The 16,241-nt window shown below is 67.3% G+C and carries 17 protein-coding genes and 1 tRNA gene; 12 read left to right on the top strand and 6 right to left on the bottom strand.

Translation table 11 applies throughout. The annotated features are described in order from the left end of the window. Positions 1 to 60: 60 nt before the first annotated feature. Positions 61 to 153 (bottom strand) — tRNA-Ser (locus tag AC5P68_RS13280). 162 nt (positions 154 to 315) lie between these two features. On the opposite strand from AC5P68_RS13280, the gene dnaX reads away from it, so the two are divergent. From dnaX to AC5P68_RS13300, 4 genes are all read left to right on the top strand, one after another. Further along, positions 316 to 2,349, top strand: coding sequence for a DNA polymerase III subunit gamma/tau (gene dnaX, locus AC5P68_RS13285; RefSeq protein WP_033835199.1), 2,034 nt, complete (start codon positions 316 to 318; stop codon positions 2,347 to 2,349). Between the two features lie 6 nt (positions 2,350 to 2,355). Continuing rightward, positions 2,356 to 2,676 carry a YbaB/EbfC family nucleoid-associated protein gene (locus tag AC5P68_RS13290; RefSeq protein WP_005408298.1) on the top strand — a complete coding sequence of 107 codons (321 nt, stop codon included), beginning with the start codon at positions 2,356 to 2,358 and terminating at the stop codon, positions 2,674 to 2,676. A gap of 111 nt (positions 2,677 to 2,787) precedes the next feature. Next, on the top strand, positions 2,788 to 3,387 hold the full coding sequence (recR, locus tag AC5P68_RS13295) for a recombination mediator RecR (RefSeq protein ID WP_005408299.1): 600 nt from the start codon (positions 2,788 to 2,790) through the stop codon (positions 3,385 to 3,387). A 67-nt stretch (positions 3,388 to 3,454) separates the two neighbouring features. Next, entirely contained in the window at positions 3,455 to 3,814 is a 360-nt protein-coding gene (locus tag AC5P68_RS13300) for a histidine triad nucleotide-binding protein (protein ID WP_005408300.1), read from the top strand. Positions 3,815 to 3,891: 77 nt separating this feature from the next. Here AC5P68_RS13300 and AC5P68_RS13305 read toward each other — a convergent pair whose 3' ends face one another. From AC5P68_RS13305 to AC5P68_RS13320, 4 genes are read right to left on the bottom strand one after another with little or no spacing between them, the layout of a single operon-like run. Beyond that, the gene (locus AC5P68_RS13305) at positions 3,892 to 4,419 is read right to left on the bottom strand and encodes a Slp family lipoprotein (RefSeq protein WP_005408301.1); all 528 of its coding nucleotides are present in this window, start codon (positions 4,417 to 4,419) and stop codon (positions 3,892 to 3,894) included. Then, the gene (locus tag AC5P68_RS13310) at positions 4,416 to 6,365 is read right to left on the bottom strand and encodes a transglutaminase TgpA family protein (protein ID WP_414498077.1); all 1,950 of its coding nucleotides are present in this window, start codon (positions 6,363 to 6,365) and stop codon (positions 4,416 to 4,418) included. Before AC5P68_RS13310 ends, AC5P68_RS13305 begins: the two co-directional genes overlap by 4 nt. After that, positions 6,358 to 7,302 (bottom strand): DUF58 domain-containing protein, encoded by a 945-nt coding sequence (locus AC5P68_RS13315; protein WP_033835175.1) that lies wholly within the window; start codon positions 7,300 to 7,302, stop codon positions 6,358 to 6,360. The genes AC5P68_RS13310 and AC5P68_RS13315 overlap by 8 nt, the downstream gene beginning before the upstream one ends. 2 nt (positions 7,303 to 7,304) lie before the next feature. Beyond that, positions 7,305 to 8,258: an AAA family ATPase gene (locus AC5P68_RS13320; protein WP_005408304.1), complete on the bottom strand. Its 954-nt coding sequence runs from the start codon at positions 8,256 to 8,258 to the stop codon at positions 7,305 to 7,307. 42 nt (positions 8,259 to 8,300) lie between these two features. Here AC5P68_RS13320 and AC5P68_RS13325 point away from each other — a divergent pair, with 42 nt between their 5' ends. Beyond that, the gene (locus AC5P68_RS13325; protein ID WP_005408305.1) at positions 8,301 to 10,142 is read left to right on the top strand and encodes a glycosyltransferase family 39 protein; all 1,842 of its coding nucleotides are present in this window, start codon (positions 8,301 to 8,303) and stop codon (positions 10,140 to 10,142) included. A 246-nt stretch (positions 10,143 to 10,388) separates the two neighbouring features. Here AC5P68_RS13325 and AC5P68_RS13330 read toward each other — a convergent pair whose 3' ends face one another. After that, positions 10,389 to 10,958 (bottom strand): Maf family protein, encoded by a 570-nt coding sequence (locus tag AC5P68_RS13330; RefSeq protein WP_414498076.1) that lies wholly within the window; start codon positions 10,956 to 10,958, stop codon positions 10,389 to 10,391. A 113-nt stretch (positions 10,959 to 11,071) separates the two neighbouring features. Here AC5P68_RS13330 and AC5P68_RS13335 point away from each other — a divergent pair, with 113 nt between their 5' ends. From AC5P68_RS13335 to acpP, 7 genes are all read left to right on the top strand, one after another. After that, on the top strand, positions 11,072 to 11,581 hold the full coding sequence (locus AC5P68_RS13335) for a YceD family protein (protein WP_012479287.1): 510 nt from the start codon (positions 11,072 to 11,074) through the stop codon (positions 11,579 to 11,581). A 107-nt stretch (positions 11,582 to 11,688) separates the two neighbouring features. Further along, on the top strand, positions 11,689 to 11,883 hold the full coding sequence (gene rpmF, locus AC5P68_RS13340; protein WP_005408308.1) for a 50S ribosomal protein L32: 195 nt from the start codon (positions 11,689 to 11,691) through the stop codon (positions 11,881 to 11,883). Between the two features lie 91 nt (positions 11,884 to 11,974). Beyond that, positions 11,975 to 12,952, top strand: coding sequence for a beta-ketoacyl-ACP synthase III (locus tag AC5P68_RS13345; protein WP_005408309.1), 978 nt, complete (start codon positions 11,975 to 11,977; stop codon positions 12,950 to 12,952). Positions 12,953 to 13,030: 78 nt separating this feature from the next. After that, entirely contained in the window at positions 13,031 to 13,813 is a 783-nt protein-coding gene (locus tag AC5P68_RS13350; RefSeq protein ID WP_414498075.1) for a BUD32 family EKC/KEOPS complex subunit, read from the top strand. Between the two features lie 256 nt (positions 13,814 to 14,069). After that, positions 14,070 to 15,014 carry an ACP S-malonyltransferase gene (gene fabD / locus AC5P68_RS13355; RefSeq protein ID WP_049403325.1) on the top strand — a complete coding sequence of 315 codons (945 nt, stop codon included), beginning with the start codon at positions 14,070 to 14,072 and terminating at the stop codon, positions 15,012 to 15,014. 82 nt (positions 15,015 to 15,096) lie between these two features. Continuing rightward, positions 15,097 to 15,840 carry a 3-oxoacyl-ACP reductase FabG gene (gene fabG, locus AC5P68_RS13360; protein ID WP_005408312.1) on the top strand — a complete coding sequence of 248 codons (744 nt, stop codon included), beginning with the start codon at positions 15,097 to 15,099 and terminating at the stop codon, positions 15,838 to 15,840. Between the two features lie 152 nt (positions 15,841 to 15,992). Next, entirely contained in the window at positions 15,993 to 16,232 is a 240-nt protein-coding gene (gene acpP / locus AC5P68_RS13365) for an acyl carrier protein (RefSeq protein WP_005408313.1), read from the top strand. Positions 16,233 to 16,241: the final 9 nt, after the last annotated feature.

Consider the following 16,241-nt stretch of genomic DNA (forward strand, 5'->3'; position numbering starts at 1 on the left):
CCCGCCGAAGATCACCCCAGAAAAGCAAAAACCCCTGCGTAAACAGGGGTTTGCGTAATCTGGCGGAGAGAGGGGGATTCGAACCCCCGAAGCGCGGTTTAGACGCTTACACACTTTCCAGGCGTGCTCCTTCAACCACTCGGACACCTCTCCGGATACCTGCCATCGGCAAACGCCTCAGCAGGGGCGCAGATTCTAGCGGGCTGCGCGGCACTTCACAAGCACCCCGGCCAGGAACCCGCGAAAGATGTGCCGGAGGCGAGGGGGCTGGACAGGCATGGCACAATGGAACATCCGATGGAAAACGGTGGCCTGATGTCCTATCTCGTCCTTGCCCGCAAGTGGCGTCCAAAGCGTTTTGCCGAGCTGGTGGGCCAGGAACACGTGGTCCGTGCGCTCAGCAACGCACTGGACAGCGGCCGGGTCCACCATGCGTTCCTGTTCACCGGCACCCGCGGCGTGGGCAAGACCACCATCGCGCGCATCTTCGCCAAGTCGCTGAACTGCGAACAGGGCACCAGTGCCGATCCCTGCGGCCAGTGTGCAGCCTGCCTGGATATCGACGCCGGCCGCTACATCGACCTGCTGGAAATCGACGCCGCGTCCAACACCGGCGTGGACGACGTGCGCGAGGTGATCGAGAACGCGCAGTACATGCCTTCGCGTGGCAAGTACAAGGTCTACCTGATCGACGAAGTGCACATGCTGTCCAAGGCGGCGTTCAATGCGCTGCTGAAGACGCTGGAAGAGCCGCCGGAGCACGTGAAGTTCCTGCTGGCCACCACCGATCCGCAGAAGCTGCCGGTCACCGTGCTCAGCCGCTGCCTGCAGTTCAACCTCAAGCGCCTGGACGAGGACCAGATCCAGGGCCAGATGACCCGCATCCTGGCGGCCGAGGAGATCGAGGCCGACGGCAGTGCCATCGTGCAGCTGGCCAAGGCCGCTGATGGCAGCCTGCGGGATGGCCTGTCGCTGCTGGACCAGGCGATTGCCTATGCCGGCGGCGCGCTGCGCGAGGACGTGGTGCGTACCATGCTGGGCACGGTCGACCGCACCCAGGTGGCGGCGATGCTCGATGCGCTGGCTGACGGCGATGGCCCGCGCCTGCTGCAGGTGGTGGCCGCGCTGGCCGAATTCTCGCCGGACTGGAGTGGCGTGCTGGAAGCGCTGGCCGAAGGCCTGCACCGCATCCAGGTGCAGCAGCTGGTACCGGGTGCGGCCGTTGCCGAAGGCCTGGACGCCGCCGCATTCGCCGAGCGCCTGCGCCCGGAAGTGGTGCAGCTCTGGTACCAGATGGCCTTGAACGGCCGTCGTGACCTGCCGATGGCGCCGAGCCCGCGCGCGGGCTTCGAGATGGCCGTGCTGCGCATGTTGGCGTTCCGCCCGGCCGCGGCGGTCCCGCCGGTGCCGAAGTCGGTGGAGGGGGCAGGCAATGCGCCGGGTGGCAATGCTGCCGGTGGTGGCACCGGTGCGGGTACCCACGAAGCGACGCCGGCGACTGCCGCCGCTTCGGCAAGCCCGGCTGTGGTGGCGCAGGTGGCCGCTCCGGTGCAGGCCGCGCCGCGCGAACCTGAACCCGAACCTGAGCCGGCCCCGCAACCCGAACCGGACCCGACGCCGGAGCCCGAGCCGGTTCCGGTGGAAGAGCCGGTGTCACCGCCGCCGGTGAAGGCCGAAGCAGCGGCGCCGCCGTCCGTTGAAACAGAAGTGGGCGACGACCTGCCGCCGTGGGCCACCGACGAAGCCGAGGCACGTGACGAGGCGCTGGCGGCCGAGATGGCTGGGCCGGAAGCTGCCATGGTGGCGCCCTGGCATGAGCCGCCGGCTCCCGTCGCGGCTCCCAGCGAGCCTGCACCGCCCGAGCGCCCGTTCCGCACTGAAGGCATTGCCATCGCGCCGGTCGAGCCGGCGCCAGTGCAGGAGAATGCGCCGCTGGAAGGTGTGAGCGACCTGGCCAGCGCCGAGGACTGGCTGGATCTGGTCGCCAACAGTGGCCTGAGCGGCCCGTCGCGGCAGCTGGCCGCCAACGCTGCCTTCATCAGTTGCCAGCACGGGACCTTGAAACTGGGCCTTTCGCCCGGATTTGAATACCTGCGCTCGGAGCGCGCGCTGGCCGCCCTGGGCGAGATGCTGGAGAAGGCCCTCGGCCAGGCGCCGAAGATCGTGGTCGAGACCGTGGAAACCGAACACGTTCCGGCCGAGACTCTGCACCAGCGTGCCGACCGCCAGCGTAGTGAGCGGCAGCAGGTGGCAGAGGCCGTTTTCATGGACGACCCGGAAGTGCAGGTGCTGATCCAACAGCACGGTGCCCGGGTTGTTTCCGATTCCATCCGTTCTTTTGACGAGTAAGACACCATGCGCGGAAACATCGCCCAACTGATGCAGCAGGCCCAGAAAATGCAGGAAAACCTGCAGAAGGCCCAGGAAGAAATCGCCAAGATCGAAGTGACCGGCAGCGCCGGCGGCGGCATGGTCAGCGTGACCCTGACCGGTGCCAAGGAATGCCGCAAGGTGCGCATCGACCCGTCGCTGACCAGCGACCCGGAGATGCTGGAAGACCTGATCGCCGCCGCCTTCAATGATGCCTCGAACAAGATCGATGCCGAGTCGAAGTCGAAGATGGGGTCGGCCACCGCCGGCATGCAGCTGCCGCCGGGCATGAAGCTGCCGTTCTGATTTCCCAGGGGGCGCCTGCCGCTGCAGGTGCCCGCTCCAACCCTCGGTCGAGCATGGCTCGACTCTACAGACAGCTGTCGAGCGTGCTCGACGCCATGAAAGCATGCCGCCGTGTCCGCACCCCTGCTTGAACAATTGATCGACGCATTGCGGGTGCTGCCTGGCGTCGGCCAGAAGACTGCACAGCGCATGGCCTATCACCTGCTCGAGCGCGAGCGCGAAGGTGGCCAGCGTCTGGCCGAGACACTGGCATTGGCGGTGGAGCGAATCGGCCACTGCGTGCAGTGCCGCGATTTCAGCGAAACCGAGCTGTGCCCGACCTGTGCCAACGGCAGCCGCGAGCGCAGCCAGCTGTGCGTGGTCGAATCGCCGGCCGACCGCCTGGCCATCGAGAACGCCACCGGCTTCCGCGGTGTCTACTTCGTGCTGCAGGGGCGGCTGTCGCCGCTCGATGGCATCGGCCCGCGCGAGCTGGGCCTGGAGCAATTGGAGCGACGGTTGGCCGAAGGCGAGGTGCAGGAGCTGATCATCGCCACCAGCGCCACTGTCGAGGGCGAGGCCACCGCGCATTACCTGGCGCAGCTGGCGCGCGCACGCAAGGTGCAGCCGAGCCGTTTGGCGCAGGGCCTGCCACTTGGCGGTGAACTCGAATACGTCGATCGCGGCACGCTCTCGCACGCGTTCGGAACGCGCAGCGAATTCCGCGATTGAATGCCGGCCGGGCATCCCCCGGCGCGGCCGGCCTACAATGCGGATGACATCCCCGCCGAGGCCGACCATGAGCAACGAAACCCTCTTCAGCAAGATCATCCGTCGCGAGATCCCGGCCACCATCGTCTACGAGGATGACGAGGTGCTGGGCTTCAAGGACATCGCACCGCAGGCGCCGGTGCACGTGCTGTTCATTCCGAAGAACGAGATCATTCCGACCCTGGATGACCTGCAGCCGTCGCAGGCGCACCTGATCGGCAAGCTGGCGCTGGCTGCCGCCGAGTATGCGCGCCGCGAGGGCTTCGCACAGGACGGCTACCGTATCGTGATGAACTGCCGCGAGCATGCCGGGCAGACCGTGTTCCATATCCACATGCACCTGCTGGCCGGTGCGCCGCTGGGGCATTTCGGTGCGCCTGGGCGTTGAAGCCCCTGTCCACGCCATGCGCGGATGAAAAAGGCCGCCCGAGGGCGGCCTTTTCCGTCATGCCTGTGCGGTGACGATCACCACCAGCCCCAGCGACCATAGCCGCCCCAGTACGGACCATACGGGCCCGGGCCCCACGGGCCATAGGGGTAGGGCACCACGTCGACCTGGCGCTGTTCCGGCCACAGGTAGATCACATCGGCCGACAGCTTGGGCAGGCGGTAGTCGTACTCGCCGATGCGGGTGTTCTGGTAGCCGTCGATCTTGCCGATGAAGGTCACGTCACGACCGGCTTCGAACACGGCCGGGTCGTAGAAGCCGGCACGGCAGGCGATGAAACGACCGTCGCTGGCGTCGGACGAGGTGGTGTTCGGGCGGCCACTGCCATTGAGCGGGCGCGAGATGATCTGGAAGCAGGTCTCGCCCTGGCCGGGCTTGGTTTCGATGATGCGACCGCCCCAACGGACCGGCGTGCCGACCTGCTGGGTAGCGACCGAGTCGCGCGGGGAGACCAGGCTGAACTGTCCCTGCAGCGGCTTTGGGGCCGTGGCGCAGGCCGACAGGGCCAGCGTGGCCACAGCGGTGAGAAGGAACTTGGTGTTCATGGGGAGGCTCCGGAAGTCGGGCGATGCCTGCGCAGGTCCCGCAATAATGAAGCGAGGTCGGTGCAAGTTCCAGCGTAGCGCGCGTCGGCGAAACGCTGGCTGAGTGCGAGCAGGGCCGGGTCAGGGCGCTGCCGGTGCACCCGCTGGGCCCAGTCCTGTGCGGTTTCGTGCGGTTCACGGGCCAGGCCGAGGCGGGCGTAGCGCCGTCCGAGCCGGTGCCAGGCGCGCAGCAGCGGGTCGCGTTCGCGCTCGCCACGGGCCAGCAGCCAGGCCATCCACGCCAAGGCCAGCATCGTTGCCACCACGAAGCCAGCGACAAGTTGCGTGGGGCCCAGATCATCCAGCCCGAACGGCGTGAGCAGTTGCTGCTGGCGGCGTGCATCGAATGACAGCACCAGGTCGTTCCAGCCGCGGCGCAGCCAGTCGCCCATCTGCCCCAGCTGCTGCCAGCGTTGCTGCAGTGGCGTGTCCGTACCGGCCTGCAGGCGGTCGTCCAGTGTGTCCAGGATGCGTTCCGGTGCCACGGCTGCGGTCGGGTCAACCCGTACCCAGCCGCGCTGCGGCAGCCATACCTCGGCCCAGGCATGGGCGTCCATCCGCCGCACGATCCAGTAGTCGCCAAGGCGGTTGTAGGTGCCGCCGGCAAAGCCGGTCACCACCCGTGCCGGGACGCCGGCGTTGCGCATCAACACCACGAAGGCCGAGCTGAAGTGTTCACAGAAGCCGGCCTTGTAGCCGAACAGGAACTCGTCGATCGGGTCGCGCCCTGCCGCAGGGGTGTCCAGCGTGTACGAGAAGTCGGTGGTGATCCACTGCAGCGCGCGGCGCACGAGGGCCTCGTCATCGCTGCCAGCCTGCTGCCGCCATTGCTGCGCCAACGTGGCGGTGCGCGGGTTGAAGCCACTGGGCAACTGCAGCGCGGCCCGTCGCAGATAGGGTGACAGCGTGCTGTCGAAGCGTTGTGGTGGCGCCGAATGCAACCGCCAGCGGCTCAGCGACGCCAGTGACCGCTCGCTGCTCAGGCTCATGTCCGCATCCAGCGTGCTGCCTGCAGGCGCGCGGCTGGGCAGGTCCAGTGCCACCAGCTGGCGCCGGTCGGTGGGTTCGTAGTCGATCTGGTAGTCCCAGCCCTGCGTGCCGGCCTCGACCACGGCCGCCGGCCGTCGCTCGCTGGCGCGGTCACGTGTCCAGCGCCGGCCATCGAAGGCGGTCAGTACCGGTCCTCGCCAGTAGCGTTGCATCGGCTCGGGTACCGCGCCGAAGAACTGCACGCGCAGCGCCGGGCTGTCGTCGGCCATCAGGTCCAGCCACTGGCCGGGCTCCATGCTGTCGGACAACCCCGGCGTACCCACGGCGCGCTCGGGAACACCCCACAGTGGCGTGGCCAGGCGCGGGAACAGCCAGAAGCAGGCCAATGCCAGCGGCAGGCCGATCGCCAGCAGGCGGCCAACGCCGCGCAGCTGCCCTCGCAAAGGCAGCGGCGCGGCGTGGCCTTCATCCCCGGCCAGCCGTTGCAGGGCGAGCAGCGCGCTGATCCCCGCCAGTGCGGCCAAAACCGTGGTCAGTGGTCCTTGGTCGAGCAGGAACGCCGCAAACGGGGAAAACAGCGCGAACCCGAGCAGGCTGCGGGCATCGCGCCGGCTGCGCAGTTCGCTGGACTTGATCGCCAGCATCGCTGCCAGCAGGGCGCAACCGGTATCGCGCCCAGGTCGGACCATCCCCATCTGCGAGGCGATGGCACCGAGCATGGCCAGCACCAGCAGCAGGCGCACCGGCATGGGCAGCACCCTCCGCCACGACAGGGCCGCAGTCACGAGCGCTGCGGCCGCGATCACGCCCGCCAGCAGGGGCGGCAACTGCAGCAGCAACGGCAACAGCGCCAACGCCGCGCTGGCCAGGGTCCAGTTGCGGGCATTGCGGTCGAGCGCGGGCGTGGTCTCAGTCATGCGGCATCAATGCCAGTGCACGCAGGCACAGGTGGTGGTGGCTGGCGCCCTGGCCTGGCCCGAACGGCGGGTGTGCAGGCAGCAGCAGGGTGTAGCGGCGGCCTTCGCGCTCGGCCATGTCGACCCATCGCGCCAAACGCGCGATGCGTGCTTCATGGCCCAGCGGGGACAGCGTGCGCCAATCGAGGATGACTTCGATGCCAACCGGCCTTTCGTACTCGCGCACCAGCAGGCTGTCGCGGCGTGCCGAGTGCTTCCACGAAATGCTGCGTGGCGCATCGCCCGCACGATAGGGCCGTAGCTGATGCAGTTCCTCGCCACTGGCATGGGCGCGCGTGTGCAGCGGATCGTTGCCGCTTTCCGGCAGTGCAGGGGCCAGCGCCTCGGGTTGCGGGTAGACCAGCAGCGGTTGTTCCGGCCACACCCACGACCATGCCCGCACCAGGCCCAGTGGCTGGTTGGTGGAGAGGCGGATGCGCGGGAGCTCCAGCCAGCCGCGGCGTTCGCTGGGAACGTGCAGCTCCACCTCACCGCGGCCGTGTGCAGGCAGCGAGGTCCAGGCTTCGCTGTCCCCCAGCTGCAGGTGCAGGCCGTGGCGTGCGCGCGGATCACGCAGTGACAGGTCCACGCGCAGGCGCAGTGGTTGCCCGGCAGGAACCGGCTCGGCGGAGATCGCGTCGATCTGTACGCCGGACAGCTGCAGGTGCGCGGCGATGGCGCTGGCGATCGCCGCTGCCGCCAGCAGCAGGGCCAGCAGCAACGCCGGGTTGTTGTTGTAGTTCAGTGCGCCCAGCAGCATTGCCGCCAGCAGCGCGGCGACGAACAGGCCGAAACGGGTGGGCAGCACGTAGATGCGATGGCGGTCCAGACGCTGCGGCAGTGCTTCAGGCCTGCGCGGGCGTGCCAGCAGTTGCAGTCGTGCCCAGCGCGTGGCCACCCTCAATCCACCGCAACGGTCTGCAGGATGGCCCGTGCCAGTGCCGGCCCCGAGCTGGACTCGGCTTCGGCCACGAGGCGATGACCGGCCACCGCCACGAACAGGGTCTGCACGTCCTCGGGCACCACGTGGCCGCGGCCCAGCAGAAGTGCATGCGCCCTGGCCGCGCGCAGCAGCGCAAGGCCGGCACGCGGTGACAGGCCCACGCGCACGCCGGCGTGCTGGCGGCTGCGGGTCAGCAGGGCCTGCACGTAGTCCACCAGTGCATCGCTGGCATGGACCTGGCTGACGGCTTCACGCAGCGCGCGTACCTGGGTGTCATCCAGCTTCGGTACGGCACGTGCGATCAGGTCGCGGCGGTCTGTACCTCGCAGCAGTTCGCGTTCGGCCTGCGCACTGGGGTAGCCCATCGCCAGGCGCAGCAGGAAACGATCCAGCTGCGAATCCGGCAGCGGGAAGGTACCGGACAGGTCCACCGGGTTCTGCGTGGCGATCACGAAGAACGGATCGGGCAGGGGATGGGTCTGCCCATCCAGGGTGACCTGCTGTTCGGCCATGGCCTCCAGCAGCGCGCTCTGCGTGCGCGGCGGCGCACGGTTGATCTCATCGGCCAGCAGCACGTGGGTGAACACCGGCCCCGGATGGAACTGGAACTGGCGGCTGCCGGCCTCGTATACCGAAACGCCCAGTACATCGGCGGGCAGCAGGTCGGAGGTGAACTGCACGCGCTGGAAACTGAGGCCCAGACTGCTGGCCAACGCATGCGCCAGCGTGGTCTTGCCCAGGCCGGGCAGATCCTCGATCAGCAGATGGCCACCGGAAAGCAGGGCGACGAAAGCCAGCCTGACTTCCGGCACCTTGCCCAGCACCAGTGCGTTTACCTGATCCTGTGCCTCCCGCAGGGCCTGGCGCAGTTGATCGGTTAGCATGCTGGGATTGGGGGACGAGGCTGGCATGATCGTCTCAGGTCTGGAATCCATTCGATTATCCATAGAGCAATGCAGGGCGAACAGCGCGCGCGGACAATATTTCTCTGGTTATGGACGCTGGTCACAGCGGCCAAGCTGGTAGTGGCTGCGCGGCTGCCACTGTTTGTTGACGAGGCGTTCTATTGGCAGGAAGGTCAGCATCTGGCCGCTGCGTATTCGGACCTTCCCGGACTGACCGCGTGGTTGGCGCGCCTGGGTGTGGAGATCGGTGGCCACCATGTGCTCGCGTTGCGCCTGCCGTTCCTGGCCATCGGCGCGCTGCTGCCGTTGCTGGTGGTGCGCACGGCCACGCGCTGGTTCGGCAATGTGGCCGGTTGGCAAGCGGGCAGCCTCACGCTGTTGATGCCGTTGTCGGCGACGCTGGGCCTGCTGGCGGTGCCGGATGTGCCCATGGCACTGGCCGCGGTGATCTGTCTGCACGCCGGTGCGCGGCTGCTGCACAACGTTGATGCATCGTCGGCGATGAAGCTTGCGCTGGGCCTGTCGATCGGTGCGCTCAGTCACTACCGTTTCATCGGTGTCATCGGCGTTGGCTTCATCGCGTTGCTGGCGCTGCCGCAGGGGCGGCGCATGCTGGCCGATCCGCGCGTATGGGTCGCGCTGGCGGTGGGCGTGCTGGCGTGGCTGCCGTTGCTGGCATGGAACGCGGACAACCACGACGCCGGCCTGAAGTTCCAGGTGGTCGAGCGCCATCCCTGGACGTTCGAATGGAACGGGCTGTGGTTCCTGGTGATCCAGCCCATGCTGGTCACCCCGATCCTGTGCATGGCGATGTGGAAGGTGGCGCTGGCCGGTACCCGCAGGGGCGGCGGCACGCGCGTGCAGTGGCGCTACTTCGGCCTGGTCGGGGGCGTATCCACGCTGGGCATCTTCCTGCTGGGCTTCTTCACCGACGTCGAGCGGATCAGTTTCCATTGGCCGCTGCCGGGCTACCTGGCCCTGCTGGTGGCGGTGCCGGTGGTGCTCAACGGCTGGCCACGCTGGCTGCGGCGCACCGGCTGGTGGCTGGCGGGCGCAGGCATGGTGCTGGCGTTCGGCTATTACCTGATGGCCTCCACGCCCGCGTTGCGTGAGCAGCTGGCAGGCAGCAAGTACTACCCGCGCAATTTCGCGGGCTGGCAGCCGTTGGCGATGGCGGTGCGCGAAGAGTTGCAGCAGATGCCGGCGGGCACGCGGGTGCTGGCGGGGAACTTCAAGGTTGGCGCCGAGCTGGGCTTCCAGCTCGGCAATGGCGATATCGAAGTGCTGCCGCATCCGCTCAACGACAAGCATGGGCGCACCGCGCAGCTGGCGCAGTGGGAACTGCTGCATGAGGGCAAGCGCTCGACGCCGATGCTGCTGGTGCTTTCACCCAGCGACCAGCGTTACCGCGATCTGCTGGCGCGCTACCACGCCATCTGCGGACAGGTGGGGCCGCTGCCGGCGCCGCGGGTGGTCAGCAGTGACCATGGCTTCCAGCGTTTCCTGCTGTTCCGGCTGCCGGCGCAGCGCGCGCCCGGGGCGTGCGTGACTCCGGCAATGGCGTGGCTGGATACGCCTTCCAACGGCGAAAAGGTGTCTGGCACGCTGGCGATCAAGGGATGGGCGTTCAAGGATGGTGTCGGCCTGGCACGGGTTGAGGTGCTGGTCGATGGCCGCTCGATGGGGGATGCGCGCTATGGCCGCGCATTCGACGTGCGCCAGACCTGGCCGGACAGCACCGATCCGCAGCATCCTGCGGTGGGCTTCGATGCTTCATTGGACACGAGCACGCTGGCGCCGGGACGACATTGGCTGGGCCTGCGCCTGCACGGTCGCGATGGCAGCGTGGAGGAATGGCAGGAGCAGCCGTTCGAGGTTCGCGGGCGCTGAGGCGGAGCGCGGTCCAGGTGGTCGCGCGCCAGGTTGGTTGCGTGCTCCAGGTTGGTCGGGTGCTCCACGTTGGTCGGGGGCTCCACGTTGGTAGAGTCGACTGTCAGTCGACTGCTCTTCCAGCCGCCGGCAGAACCCCGCGCCGCGCGCGATAGTCGACTGACAGTCGACGCTACCCGGCTCAGGTCCTACCCGGCCATGTCCGGCCTGTTTCCGCGATCGGTGCCGGCAGTCAGTGTGTCGCCTTTAGGGCACCGCGAACCGTGCCTGGCGCAGCAACCCGCACAGCGCGATCAGCGGCAGGCCGATCAGCGCGGTCGGGTCGCGGTTGTCGATCGCTTCGAACAGGCTGATGCCCAAGCCCTCGCACTTGAAGCTGCCGGCGCAGTCCAGGGGCTGTTCGGTGGCCACGTAGCGTGCGATCTCCTCCTGGCCCAGCGCGCGGAAACGGACCTCGGTCAGATCCACGGCACTGAATGATTCTCCGTCTCGCGTGAGACTGGTGGCGGTATGGAAGCGTACTGTCTGCCCGGACATCGCCGCCAGCTGCGCGCAGGCCGCCCCGGCCGTGCCCGGTTTGCCCAGCGGTCGCCCGTTCAGGTCCGCCACCTGGTCCGAGCCGATCACCCAGGCGCCGGGGTGGCGGGCGGCGACTTCGGTTGCCTTGGCCGTGGCAAGGCGCGTTGCAAGGGCCAGCGGCGTCTCACCGTTCAACGGGGTTTCATCCACCTCCGGGCGCGCGCAGTCGAAGGGCAGGCCCAGCCGCTGCAGCAACTCGCGGCGGTAGCGGGAGGTGGAGGCCAGGACCAGTGACATGCGAGAATACCGGGGCAGGGTGCGGCAGTCTGGCCTGTGCGCAGCGCCAGCAGCAAGTGCTGTATGGCGGGCATTTGACAGCAGCCCCCCCGATCCTTAGTATTCAGCGGCTTATGTCCGCGAACGTGCCCGAATCGCTGGATGCTTGGCGGATGGTCGTAGCGCGAAGGCGCTTCGACGGCCAGGTCTCCCTGGCTGAATTGACCCGCCTGCAGGGGCTGGTCGCAGATACCGACGGCGAGTGTTCCTACTCGCTTGAATTCGGTCGCGACGAAGTCCTGCGGGTATCCTATGTGGAACTGACCATCGACACCGCGTTGCCGCTGACCTGTCAGCGCAGCATGCAGCGATTCCTGTTGCCGGTGAAGGTGACCCAGAGGCTTGGCCTGATCCGCGACGAGGACGAGGAATCGTCCCTGCCGGAGGAGTACGAGGCGTTGCTGGTGCCGGAAGACGGCCAGCTGCGTCCGCTGGACCTGGTCGAAGACGAGTTGGTGCTGGCGGTGCCGGTGGTTCCGCTGTCGCCCGACGGTGAAGCAGTCGACAAGGACTGGGCGCCGAGCGAAGAAGAAACAAAGAAGGCCAATCCGTTCGCGGCATTGGCGGCATTGAAGAAACAATAGCAGCCGGATTGTCGTCGGCGGCTGCGGCGAAAGCGAAAGTGTGCTGGGCGCTGGCGTCCTGCGCGACGATACGACGAAGCAAAACGAACCGAGTTTGGAGCAATCCCATGGCTGTGCAGAAATCCCGTGTTACCCCGTCCCGCCGCGGCCAGCGCCGTTCGCATGACGCCCTGAGCGCCAAGCAGCTGTCGACCGACCCGACCACCGGCGAAGTGCACCTGCGTCACCACATCACTGCCGACGGTTTCTACCGCGGCAAGAAGGTCATCCAGACCAAGACCTCGGCCGTCGAAGAAGATTGATGTGCCGGGAAGGCCGCTGCCCCCGGGCAGCGGCCTTTGCCTTCTTTCCCGGGCGTGCCGGTGATCGGCGGCCCGCGCAACAGGAAACATGATGAGCAAGCGGATCTACTCGAGGATCGCGGGCACCGGTAGCTATTTGCCGGAAAAAGTCCTGACCAACGCCGACCTGGAAAAAATGGTCGAAACCTCGGATGAGTGGATCCAGTCGCGCACCGGAATTCGTGAACGGCACATCGCGGCCGAAGGCGAAACCACCAGCGACCTCGGCTACCAGGCCGCGTTGCGCGCACTTGAAGCGGCCGGTATCGACGCTTCGCAGCTCGACATGATCGTGGTCGGTACGACCACGCCCGATCTCATTTTCCCCTCCACCGCGTGCCTGATCCAGGCCAAGCTCGGTGTTGCGGGGTGCCCTGCCTTTGACGTCAACGCCGCCTGCTCGGGCTTCGTGTTCGCGCTGGGCGTGGCCGACAAGTTCATCCGTTCCGGCGACTGCAGGCACGTGCTGGTGATCGGCACCGAAACGCTGACCCGCATGGTCGACTGGAACGATCGCACCACCTGCGTGCTGTTCGGCGATGGCGCCGGCGCCGTCGTGCTCAAGGCCGACGAAGAAACCGGCATCCTCAGTACCCACCTGCATGCCGACGGCAGCAAGAAGGAGCTGCTGTGGAACCCGGTGGGCGTCTCGACCGGCTTCAAGGACGGCGCCAACGGTGGTGGCACCATCAACATGAAGGGCAACGACGTGTTCAAGTACGCCGTCAAGGCGCTGGACTCGGTCGTGGACGAGACCCTGGCTGCCAATGGCCTGGACAAGTCCGACCTGGATTGGCTGATTCCGCACCAGGCCAACCTGCGCATCATCGAAGCCACCGCCAAGCGCCTGGACATGTCGATGGACCAGGTGGTGGTGACTGTCGACAAGCACGGCAACACCTCGTCCGGCTCGGTGCCGCTGGCGCTGGACGCCGCGGTGCGTTCGGGCCGCGTCGAGCGCGGCCAGCTGCTGCTGCTGGAAGCCTTCGGCGGCGGCTTCACGTGGGGTTCGGCCCTGCTGCGCTATTGATAGTGCAAGTTACGACAATGTGAAGTTTTGTCGTTACGGCCCCTCTGGGGCCGTAACGCGTTTAAAGGAGTACACGTCATGGTTGAGCCCATCGTCATCGAAGGGCAGCGCGCCTGGCTGAAGCAGTACGGCAAGGGAAGCCGCGCAGTGGCCCTGGGCCTGCTCAATTTCGTTGCCCGCCGTTTCCATCTGGACGCCCTGCGGCCACCGCCGCACCGTGGTGGTGATGCCGCGCGAGAAACCGAAGCCCGTCGCCTGGGAGAACTGCAGGCGCAGGGCGTGAACGTGCCCGACGTGCTGGGCAGCGGCCACGCCGCGCTGGTGATCGGTGACAACGGCAGCTCGTTCAATACCTGCCTGCGCCAGGCCGACGAGGCCGGCCGCGACCGGCTGGTGATGGCGGCCATGCAGGCCATCGCCGAAGCGCATGCGCGCGGCGCCTATTTCGGCCAGCCGCTGCCGCGCAACCTCACCTGGGACGGGCAGAACGTGGGCTTCATCGACTTCGAGGAAGATCCGCTGGAAGTGATGGATCTGTCCGAAGCGCAGGCCCGCGACTGGCTGATGTTCGGCTACGGCGTGGCCAAGTACTACGCCGACCGCCCGGAGCAACTGCAGGCGATGATGGCCGAGGCGATGGGCGATGCCCAGGCGCCGGTGCGCGAGCATGTGCATGCGGTCAGCGGCCGCCTGCGCAGCCTGGCCCGGGTCTGCATGAAGCTGGGCCGTTCAGCGCGCGCGCTGGCGCATTCGATCTTCATCGCCCATGGCGCCAGCACGGCGGGCGTACTGGTGCTGGTGGGCCTGTGCGTGGACTTCCTCGCCGACGGCGACCTGGACGTGCTGCAGCTGTTCTGCTGATGGCAGGTTCGCGCTGCTGGCAGGTTGGCGCTGCGGTAGAGTCGACTGTCAGTCGACTTCCGCGCGCAGCGCGGGTTTTCAGCGGCTGATCGAAGGGCAGTCGACTGACAGTCGACTCTACCTGGGCGGGGCACCGCACCGGATGCCGGGTTGTCCCGCGGCCGCGCTCCATACGCCTGCATACGCGCACGTACAGACGACACAGCGGATTCGCCCTTATCATGGCCCGCTTCGATTGCAACAAGCGGATGACCGCGTGACCGTATCCACCCTCGCTTTTGTCTTCCCCGGCCAGGGCTCGCAGTCTGTGGGCATGGTGGCCGAGCTGGCCGAACTGCACCCGCAGGTGCGTGAAGCCTTCACCGAAGCATCCGATGGTGCCGGCGTCGACCTTTGGGCGCTGTCCCAGGGTGGCCCGGAGGAAATGCTCAACCGTACCGAATACACCCAGCCGGCCCTGCTGGCCGCGAGCATCGGCGTGTGGCGCGCCTGGAACGCCGTGGGCGGTCCGCGCCCGTCGGTGCTGGCCGGCCACAGCCTGGGCGAGTACACCGCCCTGGTCGCCGCTGGCGCGCTGAGCCTGCATGACGGTGCGCACCTGGTGCGCCTGCGCGGCCAGCTGATGCAGGAAGCCGCACCGGCCGGTGTCGGCGCCATGGCCGCCGTGCTGGGCGCTGAAGACCAGCTGGTGCTGGACGTCTGCGCCGAAGCCGCGGGCAGCCAGGTGGTGGTGCCGGCCAACTTCAATTCGCCGGGCCAGATCGTGATCGGCGGCGACGCAGATGCGGTTGATCGCGCGCTGGCGCTGCTGGCCGGGAAGGGCGTGCGCAAGGCCGTCAAGCTGGCCGTGAGCGTGCCCTCGCACACCCCGCTGATGCGCGAAGCCGCCAACCGCCTCGCCGAAGTGATGGCTGGCCTGTCCTGGCAGGCGCCGCAGCTGCCGGTGGTGCAGAACGTGGATGCCCAGGTGCATGACGGTATCGACGCGATCCGTACCGCGCTGGTCCAGCAGCTGTACCAGCCGGTGCAGTGGACCGGGTGCGTGCAGGCGCTGGCCGGCCGCGGCATCACCCGGATCGCCGAGTGCGGCCCGGGAAAGGTGCTGACCGGCCTGGTCAAGCGCATCGACAAGGCCATCGACGGCCGTTCACTGGCCACCCCGGGCGACTTCGAAGCCGCCCGCGAGGCATGGTCGGCCTGACTCCCCCTGTTCCTGCCGACCGTACCGGTGGCCGCTGCACGCGGTACGGGTACGGCGGCCGCCCCAGCCTGAGGAAAACATCATGAGCAAGCCCCTGCAGGGTGAAATCGCACTGGTCACCGGCGCCAGCCGTGGCATTGGTGCCGCCATCGCCGATCTGCTGGCCGCCCAGGGCGCCACCGTCATCGGCACCGCCACCACCGAATCCGGCGCTGCCGCGATCGGTGAGCGCCTGGCCGCCCACGGCGGCCACGGCCGTGCACTGAACGTGACCGACGCTGCCGCGCTGGACAGCGTGCTGGACGGCATCGCCAAGGAGTTCGGCCCGATCTCGATCCTGGTCAACAATGCCGGCATCACCCGCGACAACCTGCTGATGCGCATGAAGGACGAGGACTGGGCGTCGATCATCGACACCAACCTGACCAGCGTGTTCCGCACCAGCAAGGCGGTGATGCGCGGCATGATGAAGGCACGCAAGGGCCGCATCATCAACATCGCATCGGTGGTGGGCGTGACCGGCAATGCCGGCCAGGCCAACTACGCGGCCGCCAAGGCCGGCATCATCGGCTTCAGCAAGTCGCTGGCCAAGGAAATCGGTTCGCGCGGTGTCACCGTCAATGTGGTTGCTCCCGGCTTCATCGACACCGACATGACCAAGGCGTTGCCGGAAGAAGCGCGCACCGCGCTGATCAACGACATTGCCCTCGAACGCCTGGGTTCGCCGGAGGACATCGCCCATGCGGTGGCCTTCCTGGCCAGCCCGGCTGCCGGTTACATCACCGGCGAAACCCTCCATGTGAACGGCGGCATGTACATGCCGTAAGCAAGGGGCGCAGGGATTGCGCCGCAAGTGGTTGATCTGCTGAGGTTTTTGCTGCGATGCAAGGCCGCGCCGGTTTCCACTACACTATCCCACGGCCATCGCCTTTGATGGCGACCACTTTTGAACCACAACTCCATCTGGAGCGAGATCCCATGAGCACCATCGAAGAACGCGTCAAGAAAATCGTCGTCGAACAGCTTGGCGTCAAGGAAGAAGAAGTCACCAACAGCGCATCGTTCGTCGATGACCTGGGCGCTGACTCGCTGGACACCGTCGAGCTGGTGATGGCCCTGGAAGAAGAATTCGAGTGCGAGATCCCGGACGAAGAAGCCGAGAAGATCAGCACCGTGCAGGCCGCCATCGACTACGTCAAGGCCCACGTCAAGGCCTGATGTCAGACG

The sequence above is a fragment of the Stenotrophomonas sp. YJH_SMC_58 genome (genome assembly GCF_059369635.1).